Origin of the sequence: Halobacteriovorax sp. CON-3, from assembly GCF_043196995.1 — a bacterium.
In the GTDB taxonomy this organism is placed as follows: Bacteria; Bdellovibrionota; Bacteriovoracia; order Bacteriovoracales; family Bacteriovoracaceae; genus Halobacteriovorax_A.
The window spans coordinates 470711-489658 of sequence record NZ_JBEBNA010000001.1 but is presented as its reverse complement, the minus strand read 5'-3'; the positions used below and the strand labels follow the sequence as shown (position 1 = coordinate 489658).

Annotated in this window: 19 protein-coding genes; 8 read left to right on the top strand and 11 right to left on the bottom strand. The window is 37.4% G+C overall.

The annotated features are described in order from the left end of the window. Positions 1-9 precede the first annotated feature (9 nt). Positions 10-1458, bottom strand: a complete 1449-nt coding sequence (locus ABMA72_RS02250) for a hypothetical protein (protein ID WP_393055835.1) — start codon at positions 1456-1458, stop codon at positions 10-12. On the opposite strand from ABMA72_RS02250, the gene ABMA72_RS02245 reads away from it, so the two are divergent. Further along, positions 1457-1702 (top strand): hypothetical protein, encoded by a 246-nt coding sequence (locus ABMA72_RS02245; protein ID WP_103217354.1) that lies wholly within the window; start codon positions 1457-1459, stop codon positions 1700-1702. The two genes, ABMA72_RS02250 and ABMA72_RS02245, sit on opposite strands and share 2 nt — an antisense overlap. Here the strand turns inward: ABMA72_RS02245 and ABMA72_RS02240 are convergent. Continuing rightward, complete coding sequence (locus ABMA72_RS02240; RefSeq protein ID WP_393055832.1) at positions 1665-2786, bottom strand: phosphatase domain-containing protein; 1122 nt, start codon at positions 2784-2786, stop codon at positions 1665-1667. The two genes, ABMA72_RS02245 and ABMA72_RS02240, sit on opposite strands and share 38 nt — an antisense overlap. 55 nt (positions 2787-2841) lie before the next feature. Between ABMA72_RS02240 and ABMA72_RS02235 the strand changes: the two genes are divergently transcribed. Next, positions 2842-3549 (top strand): MgtC/SapB family protein, encoded by a 708-nt coding sequence (locus ABMA72_RS02235; RefSeq protein ID WP_392860894.1) that lies wholly within the window; start codon positions 2842-2844, stop codon positions 3547-3549. Between the two features lie 4 nt (positions 3550-3553). Here ABMA72_RS02235 and ABMA72_RS02230 read toward each other — a convergent pair whose 3' ends face one another. From ABMA72_RS02230 to ABMA72_RS02220, 3 genes are read right to left on the bottom strand one after another with little or no spacing between them, the layout of a single operon-like run. Next, positions 3554-4729 (bottom strand): Hsp20 family protein, encoded by a 1176-nt coding sequence (locus ABMA72_RS02230; RefSeq protein ID WP_392860893.1) that lies wholly within the window; start codon positions 4727-4729, stop codon positions 3554-3556. After that, positions 4726-5067, bottom strand: a complete 342-nt coding sequence (locus tag ABMA72_RS02225) for a hypothetical protein (RefSeq protein WP_392860892.1) — start codon at positions 5065-5067, stop codon at positions 4726-4728. Before ABMA72_RS02225 ends, ABMA72_RS02230 begins: the two co-directional genes overlap by 4 nt. After that, positions 5045-5350 carry a hypothetical protein gene (locus ABMA72_RS02220; RefSeq protein WP_392860890.1) on the bottom strand — a complete coding sequence of 102 codons (306 nt, stop codon included), beginning with the start codon at positions 5348-5350 and terminating at the stop codon, positions 5045-5047. Before ABMA72_RS02220 ends, ABMA72_RS02225 begins: the two co-directional genes overlap by 23 nt. Positions 5351-5603: 253 nt before the next feature. Between ABMA72_RS02220 and ABMA72_RS02215 the strand changes: the two genes are divergently transcribed. Both ABMA72_RS02215 and ABMA72_RS02210 read left to right on the top strand, forming a co-directional pair. Next, positions 5604-6521 (top strand): hypothetical protein, encoded by a 918-nt coding sequence (locus tag ABMA72_RS02215; RefSeq protein WP_392860889.1) that lies wholly within the window; start codon positions 5604-5606, stop codon positions 6519-6521. A gap of 15 nt (positions 6522-6536) precedes the next feature. Continuing rightward, positions 6537-7406 (top strand): hypothetical protein, encoded by an 870-nt coding sequence (locus ABMA72_RS02210; RefSeq protein WP_392860888.1) that lies wholly within the window; start codon positions 6537-6539, stop codon positions 7404-7406. 19 nt (positions 7407-7425) lie between these two features. On the opposite strand, the gene ABMA72_RS02205 is transcribed toward ABMA72_RS02210, so the two are convergent. Further along, entirely contained in the window at positions 7426-8091 is a 666-nt protein-coding gene (locus ABMA72_RS02205; RefSeq protein WP_392860887.1) for a hypothetical protein, read from the bottom strand. 97 nt (positions 8092-8188) lie between these two features. On the opposite strand from ABMA72_RS02205, the gene ABMA72_RS02200 reads away from it, so the two are divergent. Beyond that, entirely contained in the window at positions 8189-9424 is a 1236-nt protein-coding gene (locus tag ABMA72_RS02200) for a hypothetical protein (RefSeq protein WP_393055830.1), read from the top strand. On the opposite strand, the gene ABMA72_RS02195 is transcribed toward ABMA72_RS02200, so the two are convergent. The 3 genes from ABMA72_RS02195 to ABMA72_RS02185 form a co-directional block, all read right to left on the bottom strand. Continuing rightward, a complete protein-coding gene (locus ABMA72_RS02195; protein ID WP_392860884.1) occupies positions 9421-9966 on the bottom strand; it encodes a hypothetical protein in 546 nt (181 codons plus the stop codon). The genes ABMA72_RS02200 and ABMA72_RS02195 overlap by 4 nt on opposite strands. An 11-nt stretch (positions 9967-9977) precedes the next feature. Further along, on the bottom strand, positions 9978-10733 hold the full coding sequence (locus ABMA72_RS02190; protein ID WP_392860883.1) for a slipin family protein: 756 nt from the start codon (positions 10731-10733) through the stop codon (positions 9978-9980). A gap of 311 nt (positions 10734-11044) precedes the next feature. Next, entirely contained in the window at positions 11045-12379 is a 1335-nt protein-coding gene (locus ABMA72_RS02185; RefSeq protein WP_392860881.1) for a nodulation protein NfeD, read from the bottom strand. A gap of 31 nt (positions 12380-12410) precedes the next feature. Here ABMA72_RS02185 and ABMA72_RS02180 point away from each other — a divergent pair, with 31 nt between their 5' ends. Then, entirely contained in the window at positions 12411-13733 is a 1323-nt protein-coding gene (locus tag ABMA72_RS02180) for an amidohydrolase family protein (RefSeq protein ID WP_392860880.1), read from the top strand. Positions 13734-13906: 173 nt separating this feature from the next. Beyond that, positions 13907-14233 (top strand): helix-turn-helix domain-containing protein, encoded by a 327-nt coding sequence (locus tag ABMA72_RS02175; RefSeq protein ID WP_021266982.1) that lies wholly within the window; start codon positions 13907-13909, stop codon positions 14231-14233. 104 nt (positions 14234-14337) lie between these two features. Here ABMA72_RS02175 and ABMA72_RS02170 read toward each other — a convergent pair whose 3' ends face one another. Continuing rightward, positions 14338-15036, bottom strand: coding sequence for a hypothetical protein (locus ABMA72_RS02170; RefSeq protein ID WP_392860878.1), 699 nt, complete (start codon positions 15034-15036; stop codon positions 14338-14340). A gap of 152 nt (positions 15037-15188) precedes the next feature. On the opposite strand from ABMA72_RS02170, the gene ABMA72_RS02165 reads away from it, so the two are divergent. After that, positions 15189-16172 carry a malate dehydrogenase gene (locus ABMA72_RS02165; protein WP_392860876.1) on the top strand — a complete coding sequence of 328 codons (984 nt, stop codon included), beginning with the start codon at positions 15189-15191 and terminating at the stop codon, positions 16170-16172. Positions 16173-16274: 102 nt separating this feature from the next. Here ABMA72_RS02165 and ABMA72_RS02160 read toward each other — a convergent pair whose 3' ends face one another. Then, the gene (locus tag ABMA72_RS02160) at positions 16275-18941 is read right to left on the bottom strand and encodes a cation-translocating P-type ATPase (RefSeq protein ID WP_393055827.1); all 2667 of its coding nucleotides are present in this window, start codon (positions 18939-18941) and stop codon (positions 16275-16277) included. Positions 18942-18948: the final 7 nt, after the last annotated feature.

The window sequence follows — 18948 nt, the reverse complement described above, 5'->3', positions numbered from 1 at the left end:
TAAACCATACTACAGTCCTGATGTTGGACAGAAGTCGAGGTGATTTGGCCTTAGTAAAGTTGTTTTCTTTAGGGCCTGATGGGCCAGTTTTCCAAGCTTTGATTCTGTAAAAACCACTCTTTTAAGCTCTTTTGGGCCTTCTAATAAATTGATTTCTTCATTCATCAGAATTTGTAATCTCTGCATAAGAATTAATGCTAAATCTTTATGGTAAGGGCCAAGGCCTGGATAGAGTTTAATGAGGTTTTGATGAATGTATTGCTGAGTTTCTCGATGAGACTCAAAGATATACTGACAGGCCATAAATACTAACTCAAGCTTGGCGATCAACGGTTTCTGATTTCCCGCCATTTTCTTGGCAAAGACAATGGCCAGTTGAATTTGATGATAGCAGTCCTCTGAATTATTACTATTAAAGGCCACTTGAGCATGATTGAGATAATTCTTTATCGTAAAGATCTCTTTTATGGACTTTGATAATCTTGGTGTCTTCTTCGTCACAGAAGGCCTCGACTGAAAAAGGTCACTGTAGTGAATTTGCTTAATTTCAAAATTCTTTGAATCAATAAGTGAAAGAAAAATATCGTTTGAACCAATCGTTAGGGCCGAAACTGTTGTTGGCCAATGCTTCTTTTTGTAAATCTCAAGATGATACTTAAAGGCCTCTTTTGTGTCTCGTGATTGTCCATCACGAATCTCTACTTCTTGGCCATCGATTGCGATGATCTTATAATTACCTAGCGAGTCTTTTACGTGAAATTCCCAATGAAAGACTAATTGCTGGCCCTTTAAAAATTTCTCTATTTCAACAATATCATTAAAGCCAAGTAAGATAACAAGGGCAAGAAAACTAGCACTCATTCCATGGTAATTAATCTTTAGAGCATCTCTTTGAACTAACTGAACACTTAGGCCTGACTCATTGACGCCACCATATGTTGCAAATGGAGACATGAGATTTTGAATGACAATGGCCTCAAGATTCTCCGGTGATTTGAAATGAACAAATCTTAGCTTGTCATTAAAAGTCTCTTGAATTGGAGTATTAATTAATTCAATTGGAGAGTTACTTTCAAGGTGATGATCCTTAATTCCTTCAAAAATTGCACTTGGATTATTTAAGTACTCATGCATGAAGCTTAGGTAGAGAGCGTCCTTGGCCCTTATACCAAGACCTTTGGCATAGCTATTAATTAGCTTATTATAAGAGCTTTTGTAGAATTCTTGTGAGTCTTCCTTTTCCTTTAAAAACGTACTTTGGTAGGCAAATACCTGACTAAAGAGTTTATGAATTGCGCCTTTTAAGATATTTGGCCCAAAGTATGAACTTTCTTTCAAGTTGCTCCAGGCAAGATTTACGTCTTCCTTATCTAATGCGGCCAATTGATAAATTGATTCTTCTAAGTTGTCGAAGAGTTCTATGTATAACGGAGAATTTTCTTTAAATGGAGCGCTCATGTCTAATATTTTAAGTTCACTTGTTAATCCTAGCAATCAAACTTTTATTGCCGTATGTGTTGCCTTATCAGGCCTAAGAGTGGCCATAGAATTAACTCGATTTTCTCCAGCTAATTGGCCTATTTCAAAACAATTTTCTAAAAACTTTGGTGAAGATTTCACACAAAGGTTTCACAAAGTTGGTCTCTATATTTGTATTGGACAAATTATTCTGTGGGCGCCTGAGCTTCTATTTGCTTCTTAGAATCTTCTTTAAGAAGGTTTCCGTCATATAACTCAATCTTTCCATGATAAGAATTAAATGGAGCACGAATATTCAGTTGTGATTCACTACCTTTCTTTCTAATGTAGATCTTTACTTCTTTATCGAGTCCGTGGTGTTTGACGTTATCTTTGATTTGGAAAATCTTATTTAAGAATAGTCCGTTTTGACGGGCCGTAACCTTAAAGTCTTCCACGCGTTTTAGCTCATTCCAAAGTTGTCTTGGTTCCACTCGTCCAGACATTAGTTCTGAAAATGTTAAGTAGATTAGTGGGTCAGACTCAAAATTATCACCCATCAAAACGACTGAAGATGGGATATCTGTCATATTAACAATATCAAGGAGGTGCCCAAGTTTATAGATCCCTTGAGTCTTGATATCTTTTGGAGTTAGATCATTTTCTAAGATCGAAAGAATACGACGATAATCTTTTAAAAAGATTCCGGCCGTAAAAATCTCATTAGCGTATAGCCAATCGCGAATTGCATCTTCATAAAAGTGTGGAGAGGCAGATAGAATAAATGGATGGTAGCCCTGTTCAATATATGACTTTAAAAGCTTTACTGAGTTTTCTAGAGTTGGATAGTTTTTTAAAGGACTGGTCAGTGAGTCATAGATCTCACTCGGTTTAGAGTACTTTGTTTCAACTAATGTTTTATCAAAGTCACAAATGATGATCTTGCGATTATCTGTAATCTTTAATGGGATAAATGTTCCAAGATGTAATTCAAGCCCAGGATATTTTGAAATTTCGTAGGCCTCAATCTTTGCTAAGCAATCCTTGCAACCCTTTGGTAGAGGGATTTTGGCAAGTAGCCCACCATATGAATCTGTTTCTAAGTTCTTTGTGAACAATTCCTTGTTATTGTGATCAAGGGCCACAACCTTGATTTCGAATTCATAGGCCCTAAGTAACTTATATGCTTGAATAGGAAAACGCGCTTCAAATTTTTCAAAGTCCTTATTCTTCGAATACAAATTTTCACTCATTGTGAAGTCTGCCTTGATATTAAGGTAGTTATTCGTTTGAATAGCTAAAAAATTTACGGCCTTGGCCCTTTTCAACTTATAAATCCTTGTTAAAATAGACTTTAGTTTATTTTATTCCACAAGAGGTTATATGTATATTGAATTCATTGGAGAGCAACCAGTTTATATTTCGATGGGCATCAAAGTAGTTAGCTCAATTATTCTAGGTGGCTTTATTGGATATGACCGTGAGCAGAAGATGAAGTCTGCGGGGATAAAGACGAATATGTTGATCTGTCTTGGAGCAGCAACATATACTTCCTTAAGTGTTTTAACCATGAGTGAGCATATGGGAACGGTGGCCGACCCCAATCGGATGGCCGCGCAAATTGTAAGTGGGATCGGTTTCTTAGGTGCCGGTGCCATTATTCAAGGCCGTGGTAATGTCGTTGGGATGACGACTGCTGCAACAGTCTGGGTTGTTGCCGCAATTGGGATGACTGTAGGATTCGGCTACCCTGTTATTGCTGCTTTAATTACAATCTCTCTCTTTGCTGTTCTTCGTTTGATAAACCCGGTTTATCGTATGCTTGAATCAGATAAGGCAAAGCAAAATTTCTATATCGAGGTTCTTTCAAATGGACGTATTCGTGGCCATGTAAAAGAAATTCTTTACTCTAGAGTTGAGGATATTGAGATTGTAAGTGAAGAGGTTCTTGATGCGGTTTCGGATGAAAGACTTCTAACTCTAAATGTTCAACTTCACCCTCGTTGGGTTGCACCAATTAAGCGTGAAATTAAAACACTTATTCGTGTAAACAAGGTTGAGTTTCACCAAAGAGATCGCGATATTTTATAAGAAATTATCTTTTTGCAATACGATAGGTAAGAGTCGAAGTTTCAATATCGTAATTTCGACTTACCTTTTTTCCATCAAGAATATCTGGTACATCAAATTGTCTAACTAAACTTTCTGAACGCTTTGACTTGAATGTATTACCATTTTCTTCAACTCGTTGATCAAATTTTCTATTCTGTGTAACTGTAATACCACGCTCTTGAGCATTGATATGTATGGTTTCTTGCTCATGCTTTGGCACTTCGATTGAAAAATAATAAAAGTTCTGATCACTCTTAATACTAGGTTCTAGCTTTGTAATATTATAGAAGCTGTCCTGGCCTTTTTCTTGGATCGTTTCCTTGGCCTTTGTGTAGTAGTTTTTAAGAGTATTTAGCTCTTCATCTATCTTCGTTTTAAGACGCCCCATAAGCCCTTGATGCTCTTTTTGGAGGGCCGCATACTTTTGTTCAAAAGCATCCTTTCTACTCTTTACTGTATCCTCGTGGAATGCTTTTTGTGTTTTGAGCTCATTTTGTTGGAAAGCACCAGTTTGTGTCAGCTGTTGATAATGATCGCTCTTAAGCTTAGACATCTCTTTTCGTTGCTCTTTTTCCAGATCTTTCACCGTTGTGGAATTTTCTTTTGAGAGCTTTTGAACACGTTGATCAAATTGCTTATTAATACGTTGAATAAACCCATCATTTCGAACAGAGATTTCATTAGCAAGGTTTTTGGCCTTTGCCGTCTCATCAATGATGAACTCTTCATTGTCATTTTTTATCTTATTGGCCAGATCATTTACTGTATTGGTCGTGTCTTCAAGGTCGTCACGGCCTCTTTGATGGACATACTCTAATTGCTGTTGGTAATTATCTCTGATGGAATCGATATTTGCATCAGCTTGAAGTTTTGCATAGCTTTCTTGCTTAGCAAATTGTTGGCCTGTCTTCTCAAGACTTTCTTTGATGTCATTGAGTCTGGCCTCTTTGTGATTGAGTGATTCGATAATAGCAACTTGATTCTGATCGCGAACTGAGTCGAGTTTTTCTTCACCAATAATTCTTTGGTCATTGGCCATTTGATTATAGTTCTTACGAATTGACTCGATCTCTTGTTTCTTATCTTTAATGAGGCGATCACGCTCATTCTTAAGCTTTAAGTTTTGTTTCGTAAATTGGTTGCTATCTTCAATTCTCATAGAGCTGCATCTACTCCTTGTTCTAGAGCTTCAGCGTCTTGTGGGTTTGTTGTATCCATGAGCTTTGCTAGGGGAGCATCACAAATTGGATCTCCTCCGGTATGGCCTTTACACATCCAAGTGTTAAGGAGGTTGACGCGAATAGAACGGTTACCACCGTGATACTTCACATACGAGTTTGGATCTAATGTCGAGGTAATCACAACACTTGCTGGCCCTCTTGGGTTTAGGCGCGAAGAAACCATGTATTGATAGACACGGTACTCAGCGCTAGCGCTTGCAGTGATTGCAATCGTTGCAATGAAAAAGAATATCTTACTGAAGCTGCGGATTAGCATCGAGAATCTTTCCTTCGACCATTTCAACTAGGGCACGTGCCACAATATATTGGTCAATTTCATCAAAAGTTGAAAATAACACACGCTGTTTTTCAAGATTGTTATGAGATGAGATTTTTTTAAGTAGAGACTTTGCCTTTAGACGTTGTGCTTTTGTCATGCGAACTTCTTCAAAGTTGCTTCCCATAGCAATGTCTTCAAATAATGGGAAATATCCATTTGCACCAAAATCGATTAACCTTTTAATTGAATCATAACGTTTTAAAAATCCTAACTCGATCAACTCATTCCTCCTGAAATTCTCTAGAGATATTTTATAAATTTTAGGGCCCTTTTGGCAGACGGAATACATTTCCATTGATGCTACACGTATTTTCGGCCTAATTTATGAACGCGTATCAGCAAGTCGTTGTTATTGTAAGCTAAGTTGAGCGATTCGGTAGGATATGCTCGCATTGAAATTAAGAAAATATAAAGATACAATTAAGTAGACGCTAAGAAGGCGTTAATTTTTTTATGAACAAGGAATGTTTTTGATGAATATCTTAACAGCTGCAACCCTGACTATTTTATTTAATTTTTCTGCACTTGCCTTGGTGGACTATTCCCCAAAATCATCTGGTGCTAGCTCATATAATCCAGTGACGACGAGACCTAGTGCTCCTGCAAGAAGTGAAAGGGCCGTCTCTCGTGCGCAAGCTCCAAGCGCTAGCTCTGATCTTTGGGCATTCCTTCCTGATTATTATGACTTCTCTTTAGGCTACGTTGCTAATAAGTCTTTCTTTACTGACGAAAATATTAATTTTGTTAACTTCAATTTAAAGATGGGATTTGCCCATGGCATCTTCCTCGATCTTGCCGCCAGTGGTGCTCAATCGCTAGAAACAGCTGAATTTGAGCAGGCCAATACTGGAGTGAAGCTTGGCTTTAATTGGCTGGAAGTTGGAAATGACTACAATAAACTTATTATCGACTCATACCTTGGAATGCGATTTAAGGGAAAGAGTGAATTTGCAACTCAAAGAAATGATCGCATGTTAGGAATTACTACTGAGAAACGTTTTGGTGCGGCGGCACTTGGTGTCGATTACGAAAGAATATTCGCTGACACACTTGATACTGACGAAGAGATGGCCATTGGCGATATTTCTCATATCAAAGCAAATCTAGGGATTATGGTTTCTCACGAAATTCAATTTCTTCTAACGTATGGTGAAGTAAAGGTTGCTGCTAGTGATTTCTTTACTGCTAATTCTTTGCGTTCTGATTTAAAATACTCATACTTAATGCCACAAATGTTTCTTCGTATGTCACGTTCTGTTCGTTTAAATATGGGAGCAGGCTTTCAGGTAACTCGTCCTGATTCTTCTGTGTTAAATGAAACAGCAAAACTTTGGGACCTGCCTGTTTTATACGGGAATACGCTATTTGCAGGCCTTAATTTATCAATTTAAAAATAGGATACGTCATTGTTAATTTCAGATAATATTTATTATTGTAAAAATTGTAAAAAAGTTGTTCCTTCAATTGAAGACTTACTCTTTGTTGAAGATGGATCTAATCTGAGCTTTTGTAGCGAAGCCTGCATTGAAAAATTCTATTCTCCACTAATTGACTACTTTACAGGAAAGATTGAGAAGAAGAGAAAGGATCTTAATATTGTGGATGAGCCAGCTCTAGAGGCCTTAGAAAATCCAACTTTTGTTGACCGCGTTCTCCATAAGCCTGATGAGATTTGGCGTTTAGAAAATGACTTAAAAGAAGAGATCTTTACTTTCATTTCCAAAGTCAATCATAACGGCGAAGATATTCATCTGATGGCCTTGTGCTTTGTTTTTAATCACACTCCTTCTTTTGTTTTGGCCCTTACGGCCACTTCAAATGACTACTTCGTACAAGATTTTCAAGTAGGTGAGGAAGTTGAATCTCTTGAAGATTACCATCGCGAAATTGAAGATAATTCTATTTTAGACCCTGAAGACTTTGAGCTTATTGAACTTAAGAAATCAAAGCTTCTTGCTGAAATGATGACTCATAGAAAGGAATTTGATATTCCTTTTGAAGACTTCTCTCTTTATATGGATTACTTGCGTCCTACGATAGAGACATATGATGAGCTTTATGAATTTAAGGATGAGGATGGTGATGAGGCCTTTGCTTATTTCAAGGCATTTGAAAAAAGTGGTGTTAGCTTCTTCTATATCGCTCTTTGTACTAGAATTGAAAAAGGTGAGCAGAGTTTAATTGTTCCAATTATCTCTTTTCCAACAATTGATGGTGACTTGTCTAATTCATATAAGACAGGCAAGCTCATTGATGGAAATAAGCTTGCCCATTAATTAAATTATTTTTTAATTTTTAGAATGATTTGTAGAAATACTGACCTAGTGATTTAAAGGCATCACAGTAAGTGCGGTCATTGTAAAGATCAACATTGATTGAACACATAAAGTAAGCATCGTATGAGATTAGCTCACGGTTAAAAGGAGCAGGGAATTGATAAGTCTTCTCCTTCATAACCATAACACCATTAATCCTAAAACCTTGATAACGTCCATAATCACGATTCTTAGTTAAGTTAAACAGTGAGATCGTTCCCGAACTATCAATATACTTACACTCAGCAGAGCCTAGAAAAATTGAATTTCCAGATGACTGAGAAGTAGGGATAACACAAATTCTAGAATTCTGATCTGGGTTTTTTATTTGAACATAAATTTGTGTTTCATTTGTACGAGACTGACAAACAGTATTTGGTCCTAAGTGCGAATTTGAAGTATTTGCAAAACCTGTTTGGCCGTCTAGTGACCAACTACAGTGTGCAATTGCACTAGGAATATTTGCATTTGAACCATTAGAAGATGAGCTGTCTGAGTCATCGATGTCGATAACTGAGCCACCTGAGCCTGAACCTACATTAGAATTTGAGCCGGAGCTATTTGTATCATAGATTGAGCGCGTCTCTCTTGGAGCGACACATGAGGTAAGGGCCATAATTGCTGTGATAAAAATTAGTCTTTTCATTTAATTCTCCGAATTTATCACTTAACTTATCGGTAATTCTGAAAAAATATTAATTTTTTCATGTAGTTTAATGGTCAGTTAACCGATAAATATCATAATGAAGAAGTTGATCTTCCTAACCACCATTCTTGTACTCGTAATATCAAGTGCTTATCTTGTTGTTACGATGCCATATCGATTTTATTATACCTTCCAAGATGAAGGGATTCAATCGGACTACTTTATTGCCACTAAACAATATGAGTCGCTTTACAAGGGGCTTTCTCCATATGAAAACTCTCGTGGTGTGACACCATTTTGGAAGAGTATTCATTTTCAGAATTTTCAATTTGATATTCCATTTGATGATGTAAGCTTTAAGGTCTTTCCAAGGCCTAGTATTTCTAAGATTCAGGCCCAACCTTATTTTGATATTGTCGATTATAAGAATAGGCGAGTTCTAAGTGTAAATGACTTTGAGATTGAAAAATTTAATGTCGCAATACCAATGGACGCAATTTTCAATCTTCCTGTTGTGACTCAATTTATCAAGGCCTCATCAAATCAAGAAGTTTGGCTAGATGTTTTAAATCTCAATATAAAGATTAAGAAATTAAATCTATATAGCTATAAAGATATTAAGTATCTACTTTCAAATTACTCACTACCTAAATTAGGCTACTTTCTTTATATCTATAAGATGCGTGAGCAGCTATTTGCTAAGGATGCAACTCGAATTGTGCAAAATGGCCCTTTCCATATTATGCAGTTCTTTGATGAGGCCAATAATATTGGAGTTCTAAAAAATTACTTCTATGAGAAGGGACGTATTTATCGTGCAACAATTCGTTACAATAAGAATAATCCTGATCATAATGTTGTTCTTGATAAGCTCGTGAAGAATTTAAAACTTAATCTTTCTCGTGATGAGGAGAGTTCTCTTGCTATGTATAATGAGTTCAGAAAGCTTAAGTACGAAAAGAGATTTGAGTATAAGGGGATGGCCTTGCTCTATAGTGCCTGGTCTCATGAACTTGAAAATGAAGCATTTTATCGTGAAATGATTTACTACCTTGAAAAAGGGAATTATAAAACAGCGCAACTATTTAGCCTTTATGATTTTGCTAAGAGAAAATTCGGTAAAACATTTTCAAGTCGTGATGAAGTTTTAAAAGACGATCTTAAGGCAAAGATTGAAATAGAGACGAAGAAAGAGAGAAAGAAGCAGGAGAGAGATCTTGCTGACTATCAAATATCTGGGGAAGTTGACTTTAAAGACGACGATGCCAAGCTTGATTACATTCTAAAAAATATCGAAGTAAAAGAAGAAAAAGACGACTTAAGCGAGTACTAAGAGATTAGATCTTCAAAACTATCTGGGTGGTGAAAGTTTGGAGAATTGTCTGGGTGCTTATTTGAGTAGTAGTATGTTTTATCACCTTCGGCCGTTAAGACACAGGTAGGGGATACGCGCAGATTTGAAAGGTCTTCAAAATTATGGCCAAGCTTCTTTAATTCAAAACGACAATTAAGAGTGAAGAGTTCATCTTCAGAATTAATGACAATATTATCAATGTTAATATCTGAGTATTCAGTTAACTCTGATCGATATGAATTAAAGATGAAACAATTCCAACTAGAGTCACTTCCAAAGTTAAATTCAAAATACTCACCATCGGTTTTATTGAGAATAAAGAATTCAAAACAAGTCTGAGTCCAAAGTCCAATAACTCGATTCATCTTGCCATTGTCACGTTGTATATAAATAGGAGAGAGATCCCCTTTTAAACAAAAGTGAAAATTAACATGGCCGTCAATGACCTTGATCTCGGCCGAGGCCTTTAGATCAAGATCATTTTCAGCAAATGGTATTAAGTTAAAGTATTTTGAAATCATAATCGATCTTCTTAATTACCCTTACCCATGATATTTGTTAAGAAATCAACTGGTAGTGGGAAGAATGTCGTCGACTTTCCTTCTCCACTTGAGATCTCTTTCATTGTATCAAGGTAGCGAAGAGTGATGGCATTAGGAGATTCGTTAAGGACCTTTGCCGCTTCTGCAAGCTTAAGGGCCGCATCGAATTCACCTTGTGCAGAAATAACCTTTGCACGCTTATCCCTTTCTGCTTCCGCTTGTTTTGCCATTGCTCTTTGCATTTCAATAGGAAGGTCAATGGCCTTAACTTCTACCGTTGAAACCTTGATACCCCATGGCTCTGTATGCTCATCAAGAATTGCTTGTAGTCTTGCATTAATCTGTTCACGCATTGATAGAATTTCATCAAGCTCGAATTGACCAATTACAGAACGAAGAGTTGTTTGAGCAATTTGACCTGTCGCTAGCAGATAGTTTTCAACTGCGACAACTGACTTTTCAGGATCTTCTACTCTAAAGTAAACAACACCATTAACTTTTAATGTTACGTTATCTTTAGAGATAATATCTTGTGATGGAATATCCATTGTCACTGTTCTCAGATCAACCTTGTGCATTTTTTCTAGGCCTGGAATAAGTAGAATAAGTCCTGGCCCGCGAACAGCTGTGAAGCGTCCTAGGAAGAAGATAACACCACGTTCGTACTCTTTAAGAACCTTAACAGTGTTGAACAATAAAATTAATAGTAGAATTATAAATGGTAAGTAAGGCGCAAAATTTATCATATATCCTCCGTTGAATTGACAAAAACTTTACATTTAACTGACTCTAAAAAAAACTGAGAGTTTAATATTAATTTAAGAAAACTAAGGGGAGATTTTTAATAAACTCTCTCTCTTCCTTGTCAAAAATCAATCGTCCCTCAACGTCCCCTTAGTTTTTTCTTCTTATTTTCAATTATTTAAAGCCAAAAAAACTTTTTAATTTCTCTTCTTGCCCAGTCGATATCGCTCTTTGTTGGAAGATCGTTTTGACACATCGAAAAGATTAAACTCATTAATTGACGAAAAGATTTTCTTTGACTCATTTTATACCTCTATAGTTTTACTTGTAGTTTTAAGTTGTCTTTTTTGATGACCTCTACCTTATCACCAACTTTAAGCTTTGACATATCGCCAGTGGCCGTAAGTTGCCACAATTCTCCATTGTAGCGAGAAAAGACTTTGTCACCATCAATATCTGTTACTGTAATCTCAACACCAGTGTACGGATCTTCAGGTTCAGAGAAAATTCTTTTTCTAGACTTATAAAAAACATAAGCAATCAGACCAATAAAGGCAAGAATCGCACCAATACTAGAAAAGAGAACAGTTGAAGAAATTTGTAGGTATGACTCCTCAGTTTGAAAAAGAAACATGGAGCCAAAAATTAAGCTGGCCACTCCTGCAAGGGTTAAAAGCCCAAAGCTTGTAATATAAATTTCTAGAATAAAGAGAATGAAGGCCGCAATAATAAGCAGGAAGGCCCCTGTGTTAAGGGAGAGTACATTAAAAGATATCCCTGCAATTAAGATGGCGACTGCTCCAATACTTCCAGCGATAAATCCACCTGGCGCTTGAAACTCGACATAGATTAGGGCCGCGCCTATGAGGAAAAGAATATAGGCCATATCAGGAGACGCAAAGAAGCTTAAAAGTTTCTGACCCAGAGTTTTTTCAAATGTTGTGAGCACATAGTTATCAGCGACCTTAACTTTAAAAGACTTATGATGAGAAAGGTATGTCTTATTATTAATTGTATTAATTAAACCGCCCTTACCCTGAATCGTATCAACAATTCCGTTGTGGACATTTTCTTTTAAGGCCTCAGTCTCTGTATAACTCTTTGCCTCTGTTATCATTTTTGTGAAGACCTTCTCATTCTTTCCAGTTGCAGAAGCTTGAGACTTTACGAGGGCAACAAGATCATTAACAATCTTATTTTTCATATCGCCTTCTTTTATATCTGAAGTTCCTGATATTGGCGTGGCCGCACCGATACGCGTTCCATCGGCCATATAGAGAATAGGGATACTACTTGCAATAATGGCCCCGGCACTCGTGGCGGATGCAGAACTAGGTCCAATCCAACCAATGACCAGATTTTTGCTATTGGCAATTAAGTGCATAATCTCTTTTGTAACACTAACCAGACCTCCTGGTGTGTTTATCTTAATTAAGATGGCACTCTGACTTTGGCCTTCAATGCTTTTAAATGCCTTTTGAAGGTAATTTAAAGTGGCCGGTGTGATGGCCTCTTCAATATTAACTGCAACGATAGAATTGATATTAATCTCTTTAGCTTCTTTTGAGCTATCAGCTGCAACTGCGCTGAATGATGCTAAAAATAGGGTAAAGAGTGCTACAAAACTTGTAATGATACGCTTCTTCATATATGTTGACCTGCTTATTAAAGGAGATTTCATGTCATCAAATAATATTACTTATAAAGTAATTATCGCTCATTTTTTCAATCCTATAAATGATAAAAAATGTGAATTTTTAGAAGATTATGCAATTGTTGCAAAGCGCACAACAAAAGGTGATTACAAAATCATCGATCGTATGCCTAAAGCACAACTTTCAGCTTATTTATCACGTAAGAAGAATGTTGAGATTATTGATAAGAGTGGCCAATACGTAATTCCTGGCCTCTATGATACACACTTTCACTGGGTACAAGACGCCGTTTGTGAAATGCCAAAGGCAAATCTGCTACATTGGTTAGAAAATTACACTTGGCCGTATGAAGCTAATTTCAAAAAACTTGCTTTTGCACGTAAGAAGGCAAAAGAGTTTACAAATAAAATTGCAAATAACGGAACAATTGGTGGAGCTTGTTATGGCTCAATTCACTCTCATTCTGTTTCTGAAGCACTTAAGAATTTTAAAGGTGACTATGTTCTAGGTAATGTGCAAATGACAATGAACTCGCCTGAGTACCTTACAATGGGCGTAGAGGAAACAATTGCTCAAACTGAAGTATTAGCGAAAGAGTATAAAGATAAGTACGCTGTAACGCCTCGTTTTGCCATTACTACTGATCCTGTGACAATGGCCGCTGGGGCAAAGACTGCAAAGAAACATCGCTCTTTCATTCAAACCCACTTAAGTGAAACTCAAAATGAAATCGATTTCGTTCTTAGTATCTATAAAGATATTAAAGGATTTGAAAAAGTTAAAACTTATACAGAGATTTATGACAAGGTTGGACTTTTAACTCCAAAAACTATTATGGGACATGGGATTTATCTTTCACCAAAAGAATTAAAACTCTTAAGTGAAAAACAGACGATGATTGCTCACTGTCCAACAAGTAATGCTCCAATTAAAGAGCTGGGACTAGGTTCGGGACTTTTTGATTATAAGAGAGCTAATCGTTTCAAAGTTCACTGGGCCCTAGCAAGTGACATTGGTGGTGGGCCTTTCCTTTCTATGCTCGATGTAATTAATTCATTTGTTATGCAGAATCATAAAAGAGGACATCGCGATACTTCTTATACTCAAGGACTTTACCGAGCTTCACTTGCGGGTGCTACTTCGATGAAACTCGAGCAGGAGAGTGGTAATTTTGAGCTTGGTAAAAAGCTTCATTTTGTCAGTCTTGGAAGCAAAAAGATGAGCGCAAGTCTTACGACGGAAGAAAAACTTAAGAAATTAATTAAGAGGCCTAACAAAGACAGGGCCTTATACACAGATTTAATTGAAGCGACGTATTATAACGGTAATGTGATTTCAGCTAGATAGTTAAGCTAAATCGATCATATTGAACAATATCTGCTATCGACAATAAAATTACGGAAATATTGTAAAAAGTTTTCTTACAAATCTGTTAATATGTTTACAAAAATATTTTATTGCTTTAGAATATATTAAGATACGAATCGTAAGTGCTTGAATATAATACTTAGGAGAAATACATGAGAAGTTTTAGTCACATCGCGAAGCTAATTAAAGAAAAGAGAACAGCACATCCAAAAGGATACTCTCAATCAGAATTATCACACCTTCTTGGTTATAAGAATGGTCAATTCATCTCTAACGTTGAACGTGCTCTTTGTAACATCCCACTAAAGATGCTACGTAGAGTTTGTGAAATCTTAGACATCAATGAAGCTGAATTAAAAGACGCTATCATTAAAGATCACGAAGAAACTTTAGATAATTATCTAAAGGATGGATCAGGTGTTGTTGGTGCAACAACTGGTGCAGAAGCTACGGCTACAACTTCAAACTTCGTTTACTAATCTGATTACCTTTTCGAAGGTTGTTAGTTAGAAAATATTGATAAAAAAAGAGGGAGCGAAAGCTCCCTTTTTTTTATGTTCAGGATGAATGGTAATAAATTTAATTAAACCCCTTTATAGGCCTTATAATCATCTAGAGAACCAACAGACTCTTCAGTGTCATCTGCATAGCTTGATTCAATCTGTGTTTGAAGGTAATGAGGATCTTCGATTTCTTCTTCACTAACTTCTGGATCTACTTCTCCAACTGGTAATTCATGATTAGTTGAATAAGTTAAGTCCATCTTTAAAGATTCAAATTTTTCTTCAAAAACTTTTAAGTCTTCTTCTTTTAAACGACTCTTAAAAGCTAAAAATGTTTTTTGAGTTTCAATATAATTTCTCTCTAGCTTTTCTCTTTGCTTCTCACCAACACGATCAAAGTTATCAAAGTACTTGCGTCTGGCCATAATATGCTGCTCAAGTAAATTGAAGTATTTTACAATGATAAAGTCCTCTCCACTTAGATGTTGTGGGTTTGGACGGCGATTCTTATTTGGTCCACGGCGTCTGCGATTGCGATTTGAAGACTTTCCTTGTGCCTTTTTATTTGGTTTAGTTTGATTTGACTGTGGCCCTTTAGCGCCAGGTTTGTTGCTACCTTGTCCGGCCTGTTGTCCTTGTCCCTTAGGGGCACCACTTGCGTTTGCTGGGCGTTTACGACGTCTGCGGTTGTTTGAGCGGCTTCTGTTACCACGGCCTTGTGGTTTGTCTGAAGACGACGATGTCGATGAATTAGAGGCGTTCTTGTTGCCTTGCTCCATTTGTAATCCCTTATTGATAATTCATAATTACGTTTAAATTTAATTATAGCCCCTAATATTGCTAAGTAAAGCTACAACTTGTCTAACACCTATGTTAAAATTGGCCAATTTCAATAGAACAACTCTCTAATTTTTTCAAAAGGGGAAATTACATGACTAAAAGAGTTAAGGTTGCAGTTACAGGTGCAGCAGGACAAATTGGTTACGCGATTCTTTTTAGAATTGCTTCAGGTCAAATGTTTGGACCAGATACAGAAGTTGAACTACAACTTCTTGAACTACCTCAGGCGCTTGGTGCACTTGAAGGGGTAAAAATGGAATTAGATGACTGTGCTTTTCCATTATTAAAAAATATTGTTTGCACAGACAAGATGGAAGTAGCATTTAAAGATGCAAACTGGATTCTTGCAATTGGTGCCGTTCCAAGAAAAGATGGAATGGAAAGAGCTGACCTTCTTAAGGTTAATGGTGGAATCTTTGGTCCACTTGGTAAAGCAATGGCAGCACACTCAGCACCAGATTCAAAATTATTCGTAGTTGGTAACCCATGTAATACGAATTGTTATATCGCAATGGAAGCTTCAGGGCTTGATAAGTCACGTTTCTTTGCAATGACAACTCTTGATGAGAAGAGAGCTAAGACTCAACTTGCTCAGAAAGCTGGAGTTGATGTAACTGAAGTTACTAATATGACAATCTGGGGTAACCACTCAGCAACTCAATACCCAGATTTCTACAATGCAAAGATTGGTGGAAAGTCTGCTGCAGAAGTTATCTCTGATGAAGAATACCTACAAGGTGATTTTATCTCAACTGTTCAAAAAAGAGGTGCAGCAATTATTAAAGCACGTGGTGCTTCTTCTGCTGCTTCAGCTGCAAACGCATGTGTTGCAGGTGTATACGCTCTTACTCATGACACACCAGCTGGTGAGACATTCTCTATGTGTCTTGCTTCAAAAGGTGAGTATGGAGTTGACGAAGGTCTTATCTTCTCATTCCCATGTCGTGTTGAAAACGGTGAGCTAAAAGTTGTTGAAGGCCAAGAGCACAATGCTTTTGGACAAGAGAAGTTTAATACAACTCTTGAAGAACTTCGCACAGAAAGAAATACTGTTAAAGATCTAGGTCTAGTATAGGTGCCATGCTCCTTTGGTTTCGCACATGCTAAATCAAAGGAGCTCACCTTATCTACTTATATAGAATATTTAGCACATGCGAAACCAAAGGAGCATGGCACCTTATATTCTAATTCCCAATTTAAATTTCGATAAAACTTGAATGATCAGAAGCGGAGACAGAGACGCATAAGTCACAATTTTCCAATTTTCGAGATTGATAAGTTTTAAGCTGAGGATATTCCTAAGGGCAGGGATATAGATTGTTGCAAGTAACAGTACTGTGCAAAGGCATACTGCTCCCCAGACATGAATATTCTTTGTGATCTCATTTACAAATAGATTTGAATTCTCAAGTCGCATATTGAAAACATGAAAAACTTGGCCAAAGGCCAGGCTTAAGAAGGAGACAGTTAATGCTGTTTGATCATCACCAGTTGTCTTAAGTGTGTAGAGGAAGCCAGAAAGTACGCAGCTTGTAAGAATGATACCGTAGAGTGAAATTAGGCCCCACTTCCTCTTTGTAATTATTTGTTCATTACGTGGACGGGGAGATGACTTTAAGTAGCTAGCGTCTCCTTCACCCATCCCAAGGGCCAAGGCCGGGAATACATCTGTGACGAGATTTAAAAATAGAATTTGTAATGGTAAAAGAGGCAGAGGCATATTCATCAGTGAGGCGATTGAAACAATTAGAATCTCACTAATATTACAAGAAAGAAGATAGACCACAAAACGCTGAATATTACTATAGATGATACGTCCTTGCTTGATGGCCAAGATAATGGTGTTAAAGCGATCATCTTGTAGCACCATATCTGCCGCTTCTTTTGCAATTTGAGTTCCTCTTTGGCCCATTGCTACGCCAATATCTGCATGCTTCAATGCTGGTGCATCGTTGACTCCGTCTCCGGTCATGGCAACGACAGCATTCTTTGATTGAAAGTACTTAATCAAATCAAGTTTTTGAATTGGACTAACACGACTAAAGACCTGGGTCTTATCGATTTTTTTAATCAGTTCTTCACTCCAGTCTTGCTGTGGCCCGAAGTTCTTTCCATTTATTGAATAGCTATTATCAGGCCCAATAAGGCCTATGTCTTTGGCGATCTTTAAGGCCGTTCCTTCTTGGTCACCTGTAACCATAATTGTTTTAATGCCGGCCTCATTTGATTTTGAGATTGCTTCTTTTACATCTGAACGAGGAGGATCAAGAAGGGCAACGAGTCCTAAAAAAGTAAGATCGTTGTAGGGCCCATCTTCAGTACTTTTTACTTTTTTCTCGGCCAAGGCGAGGATACGTAGGCCATCACTTGCTAGTGTATGATTTTCTTTAATCCATTCACTTTTTAATTCTTCATTGAAGATCTTATCTTCAGACTGATCTCGTATAAGTGTAGAGCTACTTATAATGGCCTCAGGTGCACCCTTTACGGCCACGAGTATTGTCTCTTCGTCCTCTTCTTTTAACATATGGTAGGTGGCCATCATTAGGGTAGAGCTATCAAAGGGAACCTCTTTTAACTCTGGCAGCTGATCCAGTAGTTTTGCTCTAACAAGGCCAAAATCTTCCCCAATACTAAGTAGAGCAATCTCCATTGGATCACCAATATTATGACTCTTCTTTTCTTGAGAAATTTCTGAGTTATTACAGAGGATACCTATTTCGAGGAGTCTTCTTAGTTCTCTCTCGTCTTTATTTTTTTCGACATTATTCATGTGAAAAACAGTGTGGAGGGTTTTAAAGAGCTGAACGCTCATTTTATTTTCTGTGAGAGTTCCTGTTTTGTCGGTGAAGATTACTGAAGTTGCTCCAAGGGTTTCAACAGCTGCTAATTTGTTGATGAGAGCATTGTTGTCGGCCATGCGCCACATTCCCTTGGCCAAGGCGAGGGTGGCCACAATAGGAAGGCCTTCCGGAATGGTTGCAATAGCAAGTGCAATGGCCGTCTCTAGCATAAGTACTGGAGCCTTTCCTGCCATTATTCCTGAGACTGCAATAAGGGTAGCAATTGCTAATGAAAACCAGACTATCTGACCACCAAGCTTATTAAGTCGTTTCTCTAGAGGGGTGGTTTCATCTTTATTAACGGCATCACCTTGAACCTCTTTGGCAATTTTACCAACCTCTGTGTCCATGGCCGTTGCAATAACAATTCCTTTTCCTGAGCCTCTTGTGATTGATGTTCCTTTAAAAAGAATATTGCTTCGCTCAGCTAGTATGGTGTCTTCTTCTAATGCTTCACTTACTTTATCGACTGGGGCCGATTCACCAGTCAAAATTGATTCATTAACATTTATATTATTGGCCTGGGCAACTCTAAGGTCGGCCCCTAAAATATCTCCGGCCTCAAAGATGACGATATCACCAGGTACCAGCTCTTTTGTGTTAAGGTGAAATATTTGTCCTTGTCGAATAACTCCACATTTTGTGACGCCGATTTTTTTGAGTGCTTCCATGGATCTTACGGCCTTAAGTTCTGTGAAAAATCCTAGTGCAGTGTTAACAACGAGGACTGCAATAACTGTGAAGCCTTCGACAATATGGCCAATGGAAAAAGATGTGGCGGCCGCAATAAGCAGCAAGAAGACAATGATGCTCTTTAGTTGTCTTATAAGAATCGTAATTTTAGATGTGCTTGGCCTAACCGAAAGTTCATTAGGGCCATAGAGTTTTTGTCTACTTGTGATTTCTTCTTGTGTAAGTCCGCTTTCAAGGTTTGTTTCAAGTATATCTGAGACATCATTTACACTACATTTTGAATAGAATAGGCCGTTATACTTTTTCATATATTCG

Coding starts and splice junctions, on each gene's coding strand:
- ABMA72_RS02245 (WP_103217354.1), top strand. CDS start 1,457: ATGTCTAATATTTTAAGTTCACTTGTTAATCCTAGCAATCAAACTTTT.
- ABMA72_RS02250 (WP_393055835.1), bottom strand. CDS start 1,458: ATGAGCGCTCCATTTAAAGAAAATTCTCCGTTATACATAGAACTCTTC.
- ABMA72_RS02235 (WP_392860894.1), top strand. CDS start 2,842: ATGTATATTGAATTCATTGGAGAGCAACCAGTTTATATTTCGATGGGC.
- ABMA72_RS02230 (WP_392860893.1), bottom strand. CDS start 4,729: ATGAGAATTGAAGATAGCAACCAATTTACGAAACAAAACTTAAAGCTT.
- ABMA72_RS02225 (WP_392860892.1), bottom strand. CDS start 5,067: ATGCTAATCCGCAGCTTCAGTAAGATATTCTTTTTCATTGCAACGATT.
- ABMA72_RS02215 (WP_392860889.1), top strand. CDS start 5,604: ATGAATATCTTAACAGCTGCAACCCTGACTATTTTATTTAATTTTTCT.
- ABMA72_RS02205 (WP_392860887.1), bottom strand. CDS start 8,091: ATGAAAAGACTAATTTTTATCACAGCAATTATGGCCCTTACCTCATGT.
- ABMA72_RS02200 (WP_393055830.1), top strand. CDS start 8,189: ATGAAGAAGTTGATCTTCCTAACCACCATTCTTGTACTCGTAATATCA.
- ABMA72_RS02195 (WP_392860884.1), bottom strand. CDS start 9,966: ATGATTTCAAAATACTTTAACTTAATACCATTTGCTGAAAATGATCTT.
- ABMA72_RS02190 (WP_392860883.1), bottom strand. CDS start 10,733: ATGATAAATTTTGCGCCTTACTTACCATTTATAATTCTACTATTAATT.
- ABMA72_RS02185 (WP_392860881.1), bottom strand. CDS start 12,379: ATGAAGAAGCGTATCATTACAAGTTTTGTAGCACTCTTTACCCTATTT.
- ABMA72_RS02180 (WP_392860880.1), top strand. CDS start 12,411: ATGTCATCAAATAATATTACTTATAAAGTAATTATCGCTCATTTTTTC.
- ABMA72_RS02175 (WP_021266982.1), top strand. CDS start 13,907: ATGAGAAGTTTTAGTCACATCGCGAAGCTAATTAAAGAAAAGAGAACA.
- ABMA72_RS02170 (WP_392860878.1), bottom strand. CDS start 15,036: ATGGAGCAAGGCAACAAGAACGCCTCTAATTCATCGACATCGTCGTCT.
- ABMA72_RS02165 (WP_392860876.1), top strand. CDS start 15,189: ATGACTAAAAGAGTTAAGGTTGCAGTTACAGGTGCAGCAGGACAAATT.
- ABMA72_RS02160 (WP_393055827.1), bottom strand. CDS start 18,941: ATGAAAAAGTATAACGGCCTATTCTATTCAAAATGTAGTGTAAATGAT.